Origin of the sequence: Amycolatopsis sp. NPDC049159 (assembly GCF_040648295.1) — a bacterium.
Classification (GTDB): Bacteria; Actinomycetota; Actinomycetes; order Mycobacteriales; family Pseudonocardiaceae; genus Amycolatopsis; species Amycolatopsis pretoriensis_A.
Map to the genome: position 1 here is coordinate 1 of NZ_JBEZDL010000008.1, position 14,391 is coordinate 14,391.

The following is a 14,391-nucleotide window of genomic DNA, read 5'->3' on the forward strand; positions in this document are numbered from 1 at the left end:
TCAGCGTTCGACTTGCATGTGTTAAGCACGCCGCCAGCGTTCGTCCTGAGCCAGGATCAAACTCTCCAACAATGAACAGTTTAATCGAGGCAATTCAATGCTCTCAAAGGAACCTCATACGAGGTTCAATACATAAGCTCTACTGGCTTAGTTCACTAGCACACTGTTGAGTTCTCAAGCAACACACTCTGGACTCGCCGCCTTATCAGCGGCTATATCCTCGGCAGTTGTTCCAAGCGATATTCACAAGCTTTTGGTCGAGCATGCCTCAGCCCACGATGTTAGTCGTAGGGATTCGGCGGCCGCTCGTGGGCCGACGCTGAACGTTACCCGGTCCGATTCGCGGTGTCAACCCGCTCGTCCCGGCCTGGTCTCCGGGGCTTGCGGCCCCGGTGTGACCCGGTGTTCCTGGCGACGAAGAGAAGATTACATGCCCCGGAACCGGGCCAAAACAGGGGGGTCACTTAACGCCATTGCCGCAGGTCAGAGCGTGTACGGACAGCTACGGCGCCGACGTCGGCAGGTACCGCGGCGGGACCCGCGCCGGCACGACCCGTTCGAAGTCGGCCGCGAGCGCGAGCATCCGGGCGTCCGACCACCGGGCACCCATGAACGAGATACCCACCGGGAGGGCGCCGGCAAACCCCGCGGGCACGGTCACGTCCGGGTAGCCCGCCACCGCGGCCGGGGTCGAGGACGGGATCACGTCGTTGTCGCCCACCGCGCAGTCGGTCTCCCACGCCGGCGGGTTCGTCGGCGACGCGATCGCGTCCAGGTGGTACTTCGCGAGCGTCTCGTCGAGGGAGCGGCGCGCGAGGTCCGAAAGCTCGGCGCGGCCGGCCAGGTAACCCGGGTCGGTCGGCGGCGGCGCGGCCAGCGCCTCCTCGAACAGCTCCTGCCCGGCGAAGCAGGTCTGCTCCAGCGGGTCCGCGCGGTTGTAGGCGATCAGCTCGGCGAGGTTCCGCGGCCCGCGCGGGCGGGTCGCCAGGTACTTGTCGATGTCGCGGTGGAACTCCGTGAGCAGCGCCGGGAACTCCAGTTCGCCGAGCCGAGCCTGGTAGGGCGGGGTCACTTCGACGACCGTGGCACCGGCCTTGACCAGGGAAGTCCGCGCGGACGTCAGGATCGCGTCCGTCTCGGAGCCGAGTACCGGCAGCCGCCACAGGCCGATCCGCGCGCCGCGCAGGACACCCGGGCGAAGCAGCTTCGCGTAGTCCGTCGGCTGCGACTTCGGGTACTGCGCCGTCGCGGGATCCGCGGGGTCGCGGCCCTGCAGGACCGACAGCGTCAGCGCGACGTCGACGACGTTGCGGGCGATCGGCCCGGCGGTGTCCTGCTCGGCGGAGATCGGCACCACGCCGGTGCGGCTGACCAGGCCGAGGCTGGGTTTGTGGCCGACCGTCGAGGTCATCCCGGCGGGGCACACGATCGAGCCGTCGGTCTCCGAGCCGATCGCGACCTGGGCCAGTGACGCGGCGACGCCGGCCGCGGACCCGGCGGACGACCCGCACGGGTTGCGGTCCAGCACGTACGGGTTGTTCGTCTGAACACCGACGCCCGACCAGCCGGACGTCGGCTTCGCGGCGCGGAAGTTCGCCCATTCGGACAGGTTCGCCTTGCCGAGGAGCACCGCGCCGGCGTCCCGCAACCGGGTGATCAGCGTGGCGTCCTTCGCCGGGTGGCTGCGCAGGGCCCGCGAGCCGGCGGTGGTGTCTTGGTCGCGGGTGTCGACGTTGTCCTTGACCAGCACCGGGATGCCGTCGAGGGGGCCGCGCAGGTGGTGCGCGCGACGCCGGGCGTCGCTCGCGGCGGCCTGGCTCAGTGCGGCCGGGTTGAGCGCCAGGACGGCGTTGACCTTGCCGTCGATCCGGCGGATGCGGTCGAGGTAGGTGCTGGTCAGGCCCACCGCGGTGAGCCGGCCGGACGCCATCCGCGCCTGCAGGGCCGGGATGTCGGCCGAGTCGAGGTCGAAGCGCGCCGGGGCCGGGGCCGCGGTCGCGGGTGCGCCCGTGACGAGCACGAGTGCGGCGGCCAGGATCGCGAGGAACACCGGCCGCCGCCCCATCAGAGCACCGGGAGGAGCGTTCGGAGTTCGTACGGGGTGACCGCGCTGCGGTAGTTGTCCCACTCCACGCGCTTGTTCCGCAGGAAGAAGTCGTACACGTGCTCGCCGAGCGCTTCCGGCAGGAGTTCGGACTTCTCCATCTCCGCCAGCGCCTCCCCCAGGTTCTGCGGCAGCTGCGAGTACCCGGCGGCGCGCCGCTCGGAGTCGCTCAGCTGCCAGATGTTGTCCTCGGCAGGTGGCGGCAGCTCGTAGCCCTTCTCGATCCCCTTCAGCCCGGCGGCCAGGATGACCGAGTACGCCAGGTACGGGTTGCACGCCGAGTCCAGCGTACGGATCTCCACCCGTCGGGATGACGCCTTTCCGGGTGAATACATCGGGACGCGGACGAGCGCGGAGCGGTTCGCGCGGCCCCAGGAGACCGTCGTCGGCGCTTCACTGCCGCTGATCAGGCGTTTGTAGGAGTTCACCCACTGGTTGGTGACCGCGGAGATCTCCTTGGCGTGGTGGAGCAGGCCGGCGACGAACGCCTTGCCGGTATCCGACAGCTCGTGCGGGTCCTCGGCGTCGTAGAAGGCGTTGCGATCGCCTTCGAACAGGCTGATGTGGGTGTGCATGCCCGAACCGGGCTGGTCCGTGAACGGCTTCGGCATGAACGTTGCGCGCACGCCCTGGGTCAGCGCGACCTCCTTGACGACGTAACGGAACGTCATCACGTTGTCGGCCATCGTCAGCGCATCGGCGTAACGGAGGTCGATCTCCTGCTGACCCGGTGCCCCTTCGTGATGGCTGAACTCGACCGAGATGCCCATCGCCTCGAGGGTCTCGATGGCGTGCCGGCGGAAGTGCGTCGCCGTGGCGTGGCTGGCCTGGTCGAAGTAGCCGCCGTTGTCGGCGGGCTCGGGCTCGCTGCCGTCGTCGGGCAGGTTCGCGAGGAGGAAGAACTCGATCTCGGGGTGCACGTAGCAGGTGAAGCCCGCTTCGGCGGCCTTCGAGAGCTGACGCCGGAGGACGTGCCGCGGGTCGGCCCACGACGGCGAGCCGTCCGGCATCGCGATGTCGCAGAACATGCGCGCCGAGTACGGGCCGCCGTCGGGGGTCTCCCACGGCAGGACCTGGAAGGTGGCGGGGTCGGGCTTGGCGACCATGTCCGATTCGTAGACGCGCGCGAAGCCCTCGATGGCGGAGCCGTCGAAGCCGATCCCCTCGGTGAAGGCGCCCTCGAGCTCGGCGGGCGCGACCGCGACGGACTTGAGGAACCCCAGCACATCGGTGAACCAGAGACGGACGAAACGGATGTCGCGCTCCTCGAGCGTGCGAAGCACGAATTCCTGCTGGCGATCCATGGCCGCACCCTAACGACAGCGTGTTAACGGGATGTTTCACGACGCGCCGAGGGTGACGAAGTCAGGTGGCAAGCACCGGCACAGGCTTCTTCGCCCGCGTGATCGCCAGCGATGCCGCCGACGCCAGGACCGCCAGGACCGCCGCCGCGTACCAGGCCACGTTGTAGGTGCCCAGCTGGTCGCGGACCAGGCCCGCGGCCGAGGCGGCGAACGCCGCGCCCAGCTGGTGGCTCGCGAAGACCCAGCCGAACACGATCGGGCCCGCGTCGCCGAAGGCTCGGACGCAGAGGGCGACCGTCGGGGGCACCGTGGCCACCCAGTCGAGACCGTAGAACAGGATGAACGCCCACATGCTCGGCTGCACCGAGTCCGTGAACAGCTGCGGGAGCAAGGCCAGCGAAAGGCCCCGCAGCGCGTAGTACACGCCCAGCAGGATGCGGGGGTCGACGCGGTCGGTGAGCCAGCCGGAAAAGATCGTGCCGACCACGTCGAAGACGCCGACCAGCGCCAGCAGGCCCGCCGCGGTCGTCTGGGGCATGCCGTGGTCGTGGGCCGCCGGGACGAAGTGGGTGCCGACCAGGCCGTTCGTCGTCGCGCCGCAGATCGCGAAGCCGACCGCGAGCAGCCAGAACGTGCGGGTGCGGGCCGCCTGGCGCAGCACCGAGAGCGCCCTGCGGACCGAGCCGGTCTTCGGGGCCGGGCGGGTGACCTCCGCGTCCGCGGGGGCGCCGTACGCCGTGGTGCCGAGGTCGGCCGGGTGGTCGCGGATGACCAGCAGGACCACCGGGACGACGGCGAGCGCCGCGATCGCGATGACCAGCGACGCCGTCCGCCAGCCGGACGTCACCGCGAGGTTCGCGATGAGCGGGAGGAAGATCAGCTGGCCGGTGGCGCCCGCCGCGGTCAGGACGCCGGTGACGACACCGCGGCTGCGGACGAACCAGCGGGCCGCCACCATCGCGGCGAACCCCATCGCCATCGAGCCGGTGCCCAGGCCGACCAGGACGCCCCAGCACAGGATGAGCTGCCAGCTCGCCGTCATGAAGACCGTGCCACCCGCGCCCAGGGCGATGACGAACAACGCCGTCGCCGACACGCGGCGGATGCCGAAGCGCTCCATCAACGCGGCCGCGAAGGGCGCGAAGAGGCCGAAGAGCACGAGGTTGACCGAGACGGCCGAGCTGATCGTGGCCGTGGACCAGCCGAACTCCTGGTGCAGCGGATCGATGAGGACGCCGGGGGCGGCGCGGAAGCCGGCGGAGGCGAGCAGCGCGACGAAGGCGGCACCGGCGATCGGCCAAGCGCGGTGCAGCCTCGGGGCGGGACGGGTCTCGACAGTCACCCGGCCAGTTTCACCGCGCGCGCGGTGAGCCGAAAGTGGCCGGGAGGACATCCTCCGCAAGGATCGGGCCACGACTACCCTCTCGGCATGCCCCGCTTCGCCGTCCTGCTCGTGCTCCTGCTGACCGCCGGCTGTACCGGATCACCGGACACGCGCGGGCCCTTCCCCGCGGGCGCCGACCTGGTCCGCGCCGCCGCGACGTCGTTCGCCGAGGTCCGCAGCGTGCACTTCGCGGCCGGCGTCAACGGCGTGCTCCCGGGCTTCCCGCTCCGGCAGATCGAGGGCGACGCGACCCTCGACGGCGGTGGCACGGCGACCGGCACCGCCGACGTCCAGGACGGTGACGGGCACACGAAGTTCCGCTTCACCGTGCGAAAAGACGAGGTCACGACGGATCCCGACGTCGGGCGCCTGCCGGAGATGTACACCGTCGGGGCGTTCCTCGGCCCGTCCGCCGGGCTGAAGCGGCTCCTCGACGGCGTGACCGACGCGAAGACCGAGGGCCGGGAGAAGGTCGACGGCGCCGCCGCCCTGCGCGTCGGCGGCAAGGTGCCCGCGGCGGTCGCGCACGGCGTGTTGCCGCAGGTCAGCGAAGACGTCATCGTCAAGGTGTGGGTCTCGGCCGACGGGCCGCGGCGGTTCAGCCGCCTGTGGGCGCAGATCCCGCCGGCCGGCGACCACCTCAGCCCTGTGATGATCGAACTGTCGCTGACCAGGCAGAACGAGCCGGCGGACCTCGGCTAGCAGCGGGTCCCGGCGAGCGGCGGCGTGCCGTCCACGAGGTAGGCGACGCCCGCGCGGTCGACGCACGCGTTGCCCTGCAGGAACACCGTGTGCTGGACGCCTTCGTAGGTGAGCAGGACGCCGTCGAGGTCCTTCGCGAGGTCCACGCCCTGCCGGTACGGCGTCGCCGGGTCGTGCGTGGTCGAGACGACCAGCGGCTTCGGGAGCCCGGGCGCGCGCGGCGGGTGCTCGGCCGACGTCGGCGGGACCGGCCAGGTCGAGCAGATGTCGAGCTCGCTCGTGTCGGGCGTGCCGCCGGCCAGGAACGGGGCCCCGGCCAGCATCTCCCCGTGCGCGCGGTCGATCGCGGCCCGGTCGGTCACCCGCTGGTGGTCGACGCAGCGGACGGCGAAGTACGCGTCGATCGCGCCGCTGTAGCGGCCCTCGGGATCGCGCTGGTAGTAGCCGTCGGCGAAGGCCAGCAGCGCCCGGCCGTTGCCCTGGGCCACCTGCGCGAGCGCGGCTTTCAGCGCGGGCCAGTCGCCGCGTGCGTAGAGCCCGCCGAACGTGCCCGTGATCGCGTCCTCGAACGACAGCTTCCGGGCCCCGGCCGGGAGGGGCTTCGCGATCAGCGGACGCACGAGCCGCTGGAACGCTTCGGTGCTGCCGGCGAACGGGCACGCGCACCACCGGGTGAACTCGGTCAAGGCGTCCTGGAAGCCCGCGGCCTGCGTGACCAGCGAGTCCACCAGGCTCTGGGCGGGGTCGACGGCCCCGTCGAGCAGCAGTGCGCGGACGTTGCGCGGGTACGCCTCGGCGTAGGCCGCGCCGATCTGCGTCCCGTACGAGTAGCCGAGGTAGGTCAGCTTCCGGTCGCCGAGAACCGCGCGAAGGACGTCGAGGTCGCGTACGACGTCTCGCGTGCCGGCGTTCGCGAGGAACTCTTTGCCGTACTTCGTCGCTTCGACGCACTTCGCGCCGTACGCGGTCGTCTCGGCGAGCTGCTTTTTCACCCCTTCGGGCGACGAATCGCTCTCGACGTCGGAGGCGCGGTCCGCGTCCTGCTCGGCGCCGGTGCGGCAGGTGATGCGCGGTTCGCTGGTGCCGACGCCACGCGGGTCGAAGCCGACCAGGTCGAAGCGGTCGAGCAGGGGCGCGGCGGCGGGCGTCTTCGCGAGCGACGCCGCCGTCGCCGTCCCCGAGCCACCGGGTCCGCCGGGGTTGACGACCAGCGAGCCGATGCGCTGCTTCGCCGCCTTGTGCCGGAGCAGGCCCACGCGCACCGTCTCCCCCGACGGCTTCGCGTAGTCCAGCGGCACGGTGAGGTGCGCGCAGTCGAGCGCGTCCCCGCACGGGGTCCACGTGAGCGTCTGCCCGGTGAACTTCCCCAGGTCGGGAGCGGAAGCCGGGGGCGGCGGCGCGGGTGCCGGAGCACTCGTGCACGCCGCCAGCAGCAGGACCGGCGCCAGCGCCGCTACTGCCCGGCGCACCGGGTCCCGTCCGACGGCACCGTGCCGTCGACGAGGTAGTCCGTGCCCGCCTCGTCCACGCACTTCACGCCCTGGAGGAACACCGTGTGCTGGGTGCCCTCGAAGGTCAGCAGCGCGCCCTTCAGGCCTTTCGCGAGGTTGACGCCGGCCTGGTACGGCGTGGCCGGGTCGTTCGTGGTCGAGATGACCAGCGTCTTCGCCAGGCCTTCGACGTTCGGCACGTGCGGCTCGGAGGTGTTCGGCACCGGCCAGAACGCGCACGCGTCGCGCGCCGCCGAAGCCGGGCGGCCGTCGTCGAGGAACGGCGCCACCTTCACGTACTCCTCCTGCGCCTTGAGGATGACGGCCGGGTCGGTGACGCGCGGGTCGTCGACGCAGCGGATCGCGGTGAAGGCGTCCTGCGTGGTGCCGTACCTGCCGTCGGTGTCGCGCTCGTTGTAGATGTCCGCGAGCTTCTCCAGGGTCGCGCCGCGCTGCTGCTTGAGCTCGTTGAGGCCGGAGTTGAGGGTGTCCCAGAGGCTCTGCTGGTAGAGCGCCTGGATGACGCCGGTCGTGGCGTCCTCGTAGGAGAGCTTGCGGCCGTCGCCGACCTCCACCGGGAAGTCGATCAGCGGCCGGACGAGGTCCTGGAACGCCTTGACCGCGCCGTTCGCGTCACCGCCGAGCGCGCAGTCCTGCTGGGCGGTGCACCACTTCGCGAACTCCGTGAACGCCTTCCCGAAGCCCTGGCCCTGCGCGACCAGCGACTCGACCGCGTCCTGCTCCGGGTCGACCGCGCCGTCGAGGATCATCGCGCGGACGTTCTTCGGGAACGCCTCGGCGTAGGCCGACCCGATCCGGGTGCCGTAGGAGTAGCCCAGGTAGGTGAGCTTTTCGTCGCCGAGGACCGAACGGAGGACGTCGAGGTCCTTCACGACGTCCCGGGTGCCGGCGTTCGCCAGCATCCCGGTGCCGTCGTCGGTGCGCTGGGCGCACTTCGCGGCGAAGTCCTTTTCCTGCGTTTCCTGCTTGACCACGCCGGCGGGCGAGCCGTCGGTCTCGCTGTCGTCGGCGCGGTCGGCGTCGCGCTCGGAGTCGGTCAGGCAGTGGATGGCCGGCTGGCTCGCGCCGATGCCGCGCGGGTCGAAGCCGACCAGGTCGAAGCGCTTGCCGAGGCCGGTGCTCGCGGTCGGCTTGACCAGGCCGGCGGCCGCGACCATGCCCGAGGCACCGGGACCGCCCGGGTTGACCACGAGCGACCCGATCCGGGAGCCGGCGTCCGACGCCTTGTGCCGGAGCAGGCCCAGCGTGATGGTGTCCCCCGCCGGTTTCGCGTAGTCCAGCGGCACGGTCAGCCGGGCGCACTGGACGTCCTTCGCCTGGAAGGCCGATCGCGAGTCCTCCGAAGTCGCGTAAGGTGCGCAGTCGGCCCAGGACAGGCTCTGGCCGTAGAACCGCTCCAACCCGGCCGGCACCGGTCCGGACGGTGGGTGCGACTCCGTCGTCGGCGCGACCGGCGCCGGCTTCCCGGAGGACGTGCAGGCGGACAGCGAGGCCGCGATCAGCACGGATGTCGCAATTGCGGTGATCCGGCGGCGTCGGATACGACCGGACCTGGCGCTGGGATGAGGGAACACGGTTGGATCGTCCCATCCGGCCGCGGAACTCGAACGCACCACCGCCACGTTGGGTGGGGCAGGCCGGTCGAGCGAGAGAGAACGGGAGACCAGGGGTGGCAGCACTGATCAGCCGGGTGGGCAAGAAGCTCCGCCGGATCATCCAGCGGCCGGGCAGCGTCGAGCTGACCCGCTACGAAGCACTGCTGCCCGCGGTCGAGAAGCTCGAACCCGAGCTCGAGAAGCTCTCCGACGAGGAGCTGACCGAGCGGGCGGGCAAGCTCCGCGAGACGCTGAAGGACACCGCGTTCGGCGACAACCACCTGATCGAGGTGTGCGCGCTCGGGCGTGAAGCCGCCCGGCGGGCGCTCGGCGAGCGGGCGTTCGACGTCCAGATTCTCGGCACGATGGGCCTGCTCAGCAAGCACGTCGTGCAGATGGAGACCGGTGAGGGCAAGACGCTCGCCGGTGCGCTGGCCGCCGCCGGCTACGCGATCCGCGGGAAGCGCGCGCACGTCGTCACGGTCAACGACTACCTGGCCCGCCGCGACGCCGAGTGGATGGGCCCGGTGTACGCCCTGCTCGGCGTGTCGGTCGGCTGGGTCGAGCCCGCGCACTCGCGCGAGGAGCGCAAGGTCGCCTACGCCAAGGACGTCACGTACGGCGCCGTCGCCGAGATCGGCTTCGACGTCCTGCGCGACCGGCTGGTCACGAACGTGGACGACCTCGTCCAGCCCGACCCCGAGGTCGCGATCGTCGACGAGGCGGACTCGGTGCTGGTCGACGAGGCCCGCGTCCCGCTGGTGATGGCCGGCTCGATCGACCACACCGACGCCGACGAAGAGGTCGCGAAGGTCGTCCGGCGGCTGCGGCTCAACCTGCACTACGAAACCGACAGCGAGGGCCGCAACGCCTGGCTGACCGACGCCGGCGCGTCCGTCGTCGCGAAGTCGCTCGGCCTGGAGGTCGACGACCTCTACGGCGAGACGGCGTCCGACCGGCTCCCCGCGGTGAACGTCGCCCTGCACGCGCACGCGCTGCTCACCCGCGACGTCGACTACCTGGTCCGCGACGGCAAGGTCCAGCTCATCAACGCCGCCCGCGGCCGCGTCGCCGAACTGCAGCGCTGGCCGGACGGCCTGCAGGCCGCCGTCGAGGCGAAGGAGCAGGTCACCGCCACCGACCGCGGCGAGATCCTGGACTCGATCACCGTCCAGGCGCTGCTGGCGCGCTACCCCGAGGTCGCCGGCATGACCGGTACCGCGGTCGCCGTCGCCGAGCAGCTGCGCGAGTTCTACGAGCTCGAGGTCGCGGTCATCCCGCCGAACACCCCGAACGTCCGCGAGGACCTGGAGGACCGCGTCTTCGCGTCGCCGTCGCAGAAGCTGCGGGCGATCGAGGAGGAGATCCGCACGGTCCACGAGACCGGACGGCCGATCCTCGTCGGCACCCAGGACGTCGCCGAGTCCGAAGAGCTGGCCGAGAAGCTGGCGAAGGTCGACCTCGAATGCGTCGTGCTCAACGCGCGCAACGACGCCTCGGAGGCCGCGATCATCGCCGAGGCCGGCAAGAAGGGCGCGGTCACCGTGTCCACGCAGATGGCGGGCCGCGGTACCGACATCCGGCTGGGCGGCACCGACGGCGCGACCCGCGAAGAGGTCGTCGAGCTGGGCGGGCTGCACGTCATCGGCACCGCGCGGTACCCGTCGAGCCGCCTCGACGGCCAGCTGCGCGGCCGCTCCGGCCGCCAGGGCGACCCGGGCAGCGCGATCTTCTTCGCGAGCCTGAACGACGAACTCGTCCTCTCCAACGCGCCGGACGTGCCCGAGGGCATCGTCGACGACGAAGAGACCGGCGAGATCACCGACGGCGCGGCGCTGCGGCAGCTGAACCACGCGCAGCGCGTCGCCGAGGGCGTCGACCTCGAGATCCACCGCAACACCTGGCGCTACACGCGGCTGATCGAGCGGCAGCGGCGTGACCTGCTGGTGCACCGCGACAAGGTGCTTCGCACCGCGTACGCGGCGGAGGCGATGGAGAAGGCGCACCCGGAGAAGTTCGGCGAGCTGAAGGAGAAGCTCGACGACCAGGAGAAGCTGGAGCAGATGTGCCGCGAGGTACTGCTGTTCCACGTCGACCAGCTGTGGTCGGACCACCTGGCGTACCTGACCGACGTCCGCGAGAGCATCCACCTGCGGGCGCTGGCGCGCGAGACGCCGCTGGACGAGTTCCACCGCGCGGCGATCCCGGAGTTCCACAAGATCATCGGCGAGGCCGACTCGCGGGCGGCGAAGACGCTCGAAGAGGCCGAGCTGACCGACGAGGGCATCGACCTCGGCGAGGCCGGCGTGCGGCGGGCGAACACGACGTGGACGTACCTCGTGCACGACAACCCGTTCGATTCGGACTTCGAGCAGACCATCAAGAAGGTCCGGAGCATGATCAAGCGCAAGTAGATTTTCCTTCGTCGGACCCCCGCCCGGTGCTGCCGGGCGGGGGTCTTTCGATTTCGCCCACATTCGCTCGGCCTCGCGGGTGGCCGTGGGACAGAATGGCGGCATGCCGCAACTGCGCATCGCGCTCGCCCAGGTCAACCCCACCGTCGGTGACCTCGACGGCAACGCCGACCTCCACGTCGACTGGACCCGCCGGGCCGCCGAAGCCGGCGCGCACGTCGTCGTCTTCCCCGAGATGTCCCTGACCGGCTACCCGGTCGAGGACCTTTCGCTGCGCCGGACCTTCGCCGAAGCCTCCCGCCAAGGTGTCGAGTCGCTGGCGCGGCGGCTCGACGAGGCCGGGTGCGGCGAAGTGCTGACCTACATCGGGTACCTCGACGTCGACGAGGTCGGCCCGCGCGACGCGGCGGCCGCGCTCTACCGCGGCGAGGTCGTCGCGCGGCAGTTCAAGCACCACCTGCCCAACTACGGCGTGTTCGACGAGCACCGCTGGTTCAAGCCGGGCACCACGCTCGACGTCGTCCGGTTCCACGGGCTCGACATCGGCATGGTCGTCTGCGAGGACATCTGGCAGGACGGCGGCCCGATCTCGGCCCTGGGCCGCGCCGGCGTCGACCTCGTCGTGGCGCCGAACGCGTCGCCGTACGAGCGCTCGAAGGACGAGCAGCGGCTGCCGCTGATCGCGCGCCGCGCCGCCGAAGCGGGGGCGCCGCTGGTCTACACCAACCAGGTCGGCGGCCAGGACGACCTCGTGTTCGACGGCGACTCGCTCGTCGTCGCGGCGGACGGCGCGGTCGTGGCGCGCGCGCCGCAGTTCGTCGAGCACCTGCTCGTGCTGGACATGGACCTCACCGCGGGCGGGCACGCCGGCGACGGCGAGCTCGAAGGCCTGCACGTCCGGCGCCGCGTGCTGAGCGCGGAACCGCTGCCGTCGTACGAGCCGACCGCCCGGCCGGTCATCAGCGAGCCGCTTTCGGACGAGGCCGAGGTGTGGCACGCGCTGGTCGTCGGGCTGCGCGACTACGTGCACAAGAACGGCTTCTCGTCGGTGACGTTCGGCTTCTCCGGCGGCATCGACTCCGCGGTCTGCGCCTCGCTGGCGGCGGACGCGCTGGGCGGCGACAACGTCTACGGCGTCTCGATGCCGTCGAAGTACTCCTCGGGCCACTCGAAGGACGACGCGGCCGACCTGGCGCAGCGGATCGGGGCGCACTACCGCGTCGAGCCGGTCGAGGACATGGTCCGCGTGTACGTCGACCAGCTTTCGCTGACCGGCCTGGCCGAGGAGAACATCCAGGCGCGCACGCGCGGCATGCTCCTGATGGCACTGTCCAACTTGGACGGTCACCTGGTGCTGGCCACCGGCAACAAGACCGAGCTGGCCGTCGGGTACTCCACGATCTACGGGGACGCGGTCGGCGCGTTCGCCCCGATCAAGGACGTCTTCAAGACGCACGTGTGGCAGCTGGCCCGCTGGCGCAACGCCGAAGCGGCGAAGCGCGGCGAGACCCCGCCGATCCCGGAGAACTCGATTTCGAAGCCGCCGTCGGCCGAGCTGCGGCCGGGGCAGGTCGACACCGACTCGCTGCCGGACTACGCGCTGCTCGACGACATCCTCGACGACTACGTCGAGGGCGACCGCGGGTACGCCGACCTGATCGAGGCCGGGTTCGACGCGGAGACCATCGACCGGGTGGTGCGGATGGTCGACAAGGCCGAGTACAAGCGGCGCCAGTACCCGCCGGGCACGAAGATCACGTTCAAGGCCTTCGGCCGCGACCGGCGGCTGCCGATGACCAACCTGTGGCGCGAGGGCAAGGCCTAGCTGTGATGTCCAGGGACGTTGTCCCGAGTTGAGGTGACCAGTGAGGGCCTGTCGTGCTGACAGGTGAAGGCCTCCGGATGTGAAGTGGAGCTGTCGAGGAACCACATCACCTGCCGGAGGCCTTCGTGTCCCCCCTGACGCCACCCTCACCCCACGCACCCGACTGCGACTCGCGCGCCCGATCGTGGAGCAGGGCTGGACCGGCACGGCAGCGGCGAAGATGGTCATGGTCGCCGCGAAAACCGCTCGCAAATGGGCGCAGCGCTACCGCAACGAAAGCGCGGCTGGGATGGCTGATCGCAGCTCGCGTCCGCAGCACAGCCCGACCCGCACACCCGGGCATCTGGTCCACCGCATCGTGCGGTTGCGGTGGCGCATGCGGCTGGGCCCGGTGCAGATCGGCGGCCGGCTCGGCTTGCCCGCCTCCACGGTGCACGCGGTGCTGACCCGCTGCCGGATCAACCGGCTCTCCCGGATCGACCGGGTCACCGGCGAACCACTGCGCCGCTACGAGCACGACCATCCCGGTTCGCTGCTGCACGTCGATGTCACCAAGTTCGGCAACATCCCCGACGGCGGCGGGCACCGGTTCGTCGGCCGCGCCCAAGGTGACCGCAACCGGGCTGCGACACCCGGCAAGCCCCGCAACCCCAAGATCGGGACTGCGTTCGTGCACACCGTGCTCGATGACCACTCCCGCGTCGCCTACGCCGAAATCCACGCACCCGGCCCTACCGGCCTCAAAAACGGCAGCATCGAACGCTTCCACCGGACCCTGGCCGACGGGTGGGCCTACGCCCGCTCCTACCCGTCCGAGACTCTGCCGCGGGCGGCACTACCGGGCTGGCTGCACTTCTACGATCACCACCGACCCCACAGCTCGACCGGCGGCAAGCCGCCGGTCACCCGACTGACCAACCTCCCCGGACACCACACCTAGCTGAGGGCGACCTGACGGCCGTCCGGGGTGCGCAGGGCCGCGGTGAGGGACGCCTTTTCCGTGCGGCGGACCAGGAACTCCAGGCCGAGCGCTTCCGTCGCCGTGTGGACCGAGGCCGGGTCCGGGTGGGTGGCCGTCACCATCAGCAGCGGCAGGGACGGCAGGCCGCGGGTCGTCGGGTGCGGGGTGCTGCCCCAGTCGATCAGGAACGGGCGGAGCGAGCCCGGGGCGGCCGGCGGGGTCAGGCGCCAGTGCAGCGTCTCGCCACCGGCCGTCTCGCGGGACATCTCCCGCGGGTCGCCCGGGTCGAAGCCGCGGGCGCGGGCCGCCGCGATCGTCGCGTCGAGGTCGGGGGTGCGGACCGCCCACGCGACCAGCGCCGGCTCGGTGAGGGCGTCGATGCCGAACGGGCGGGGCGCGAGCGGCTCCGGCTGCGCCGGGTCCGGGCCGATCACCTCCAGGTACATCCCCGCGCCGAGGTCGGCGAGGTGGTTGGCGGTGCCGAGGCCGGTGTGGCTGCCGCCGGGAGCCGGGGTGACCCCGGTCAGGTCGGCGACGCGGGCGACGGCGGCGGCGAGGTCGGGGCCGGCGTAGACGAGGTGATCGAGCACG

General features: G+C 71.2%; 10 protein-coding genes and 1 rRNA gene. 4 read left to right on the forward strand and 7 right to left on the reverse strand.

What is annotated here, in order from left to right:
• The 4 genes from AB0B33_RS16385 to AB0B33_RS16400 all read right to left on the reverse strand — a co-directional run.
• Nucleotides 1-72 (reverse strand): 16S ribosomal RNA (locus AB0B33_RS16385); the annotation flags it as partial.
• A gap of 430 nt (nucleotides 73-502) precedes the next feature.
• Nucleotides 503-2,065, reverse strand: a complete 1,563-nt coding sequence (locus tag AB0B33_RS16390; protein ID WP_360772048.1) for an amidase — start codon at nucleotides 2,063-2,065, stop codon at nucleotides 503-505.
• Complete coding sequence (gene glnA / locus AB0B33_RS16395; protein ID WP_290057863.1) at nucleotides 2,065-3,408, reverse strand: type I glutamate--ammonia ligase; 1,344 nt, start codon at nucleotides 3,406-3,408, stop codon at nucleotides 2,065-2,067. Before glnA ends, AB0B33_RS16390 begins: the two co-directional genes overlap by 1 nt.
• Before the next feature lie 61 nt (nucleotides 3,409-3,469).
• Complete coding sequence (locus AB0B33_RS16400) at nucleotides 3,470-4,750, reverse strand: MFS transporter (RefSeq protein ID WP_360772051.1); 1,281 nt, start codon at nucleotides 4,748-4,750, stop codon at nucleotides 3,470-3,472.
• Nucleotides 4,751-4,837: 87 nt separating this feature from the next.
• Here AB0B33_RS16400 and AB0B33_RS16405 point away from each other — a divergent pair, with 87 nt between their 5' ends.
• A complete protein-coding gene (locus AB0B33_RS16405; protein WP_360772054.1) occupies nucleotides 4,838-5,494 on the forward strand; it encodes an LppX_LprAFG lipoprotein in 657 nt (218 codons plus the stop codon).
• On the opposite strand, the gene AB0B33_RS16410 is transcribed toward AB0B33_RS16405, so the two are convergent.
• A complete protein-coding gene (locus AB0B33_RS16410) occupies nucleotides 5,491-6,963 on the reverse strand; it encodes an alpha/beta hydrolase (RefSeq protein WP_360772056.1) in 1,473 nt (490 codons plus the stop codon). The two genes, AB0B33_RS16405 and AB0B33_RS16410, sit on opposite strands and share 4 nt — an antisense overlap.
• Nucleotides 6,948-8,510 (reverse strand): alpha/beta hydrolase, encoded by a 1,563-nt coding sequence (locus AB0B33_RS16415; RefSeq protein ID WP_360772059.1) that lies wholly within the window; start codon nucleotides 8,508-8,510, stop codon nucleotides 6,948-6,950. The genes AB0B33_RS16410 and AB0B33_RS16415 overlap by 16 nt, the downstream gene beginning before the upstream one ends.
• Nucleotides 8,511-8,674: 164 nt before the next feature.
• On the opposite strand from AB0B33_RS16415, the gene secA2 reads away from it, so the two are divergent.
• The 3 genes from secA2 (at nucleotide 8,675) to AB0B33_RS16430 (ending at nucleotide 13,779) form a co-directional block, all read left to right on the forward strand.
• Nucleotides 8,675-11,014, forward strand: coding sequence for an accessory Sec system translocase SecA2 (gene secA2, locus AB0B33_RS16420; protein WP_247014394.1), 2,340 nt, complete (start codon nucleotides 8,675-8,677; stop codon nucleotides 11,012-11,014).
• A gap of 103 nt (nucleotides 11,015-11,117) precedes the next feature.
• Nucleotides 11,118-12,839, forward strand: coding sequence for an NAD+ synthase (locus AB0B33_RS16425; RefSeq protein WP_360772063.1), 1,722 nt, complete (start codon nucleotides 11,118-11,120; stop codon nucleotides 12,837-12,839).
• Between the two features lie 79 nt (nucleotides 12,840-12,918).
• Nucleotides 12,919-13,779, forward strand: coding sequence for a leucine zipper domain-containing protein (locus AB0B33_RS16430; protein ID WP_360772065.1), 861 nt, complete (start codon nucleotides 12,919-12,921; stop codon nucleotides 13,777-13,779).
• On the opposite strand, the gene AB0B33_RS16435 is transcribed toward AB0B33_RS16430, so the two are convergent.
• Nucleotides 13,776-14,390, reverse strand: coding sequence for a VOC family protein (locus tag AB0B33_RS16435; protein WP_360772068.1), 615 nt, complete (start codon nucleotides 14,388-14,390; stop codon nucleotides 13,776-13,778). The two genes, AB0B33_RS16430 and AB0B33_RS16435, sit on opposite strands and share 4 nt — an antisense overlap.
• Nucleotide 14,391: the final 1 nt, after the last annotated feature.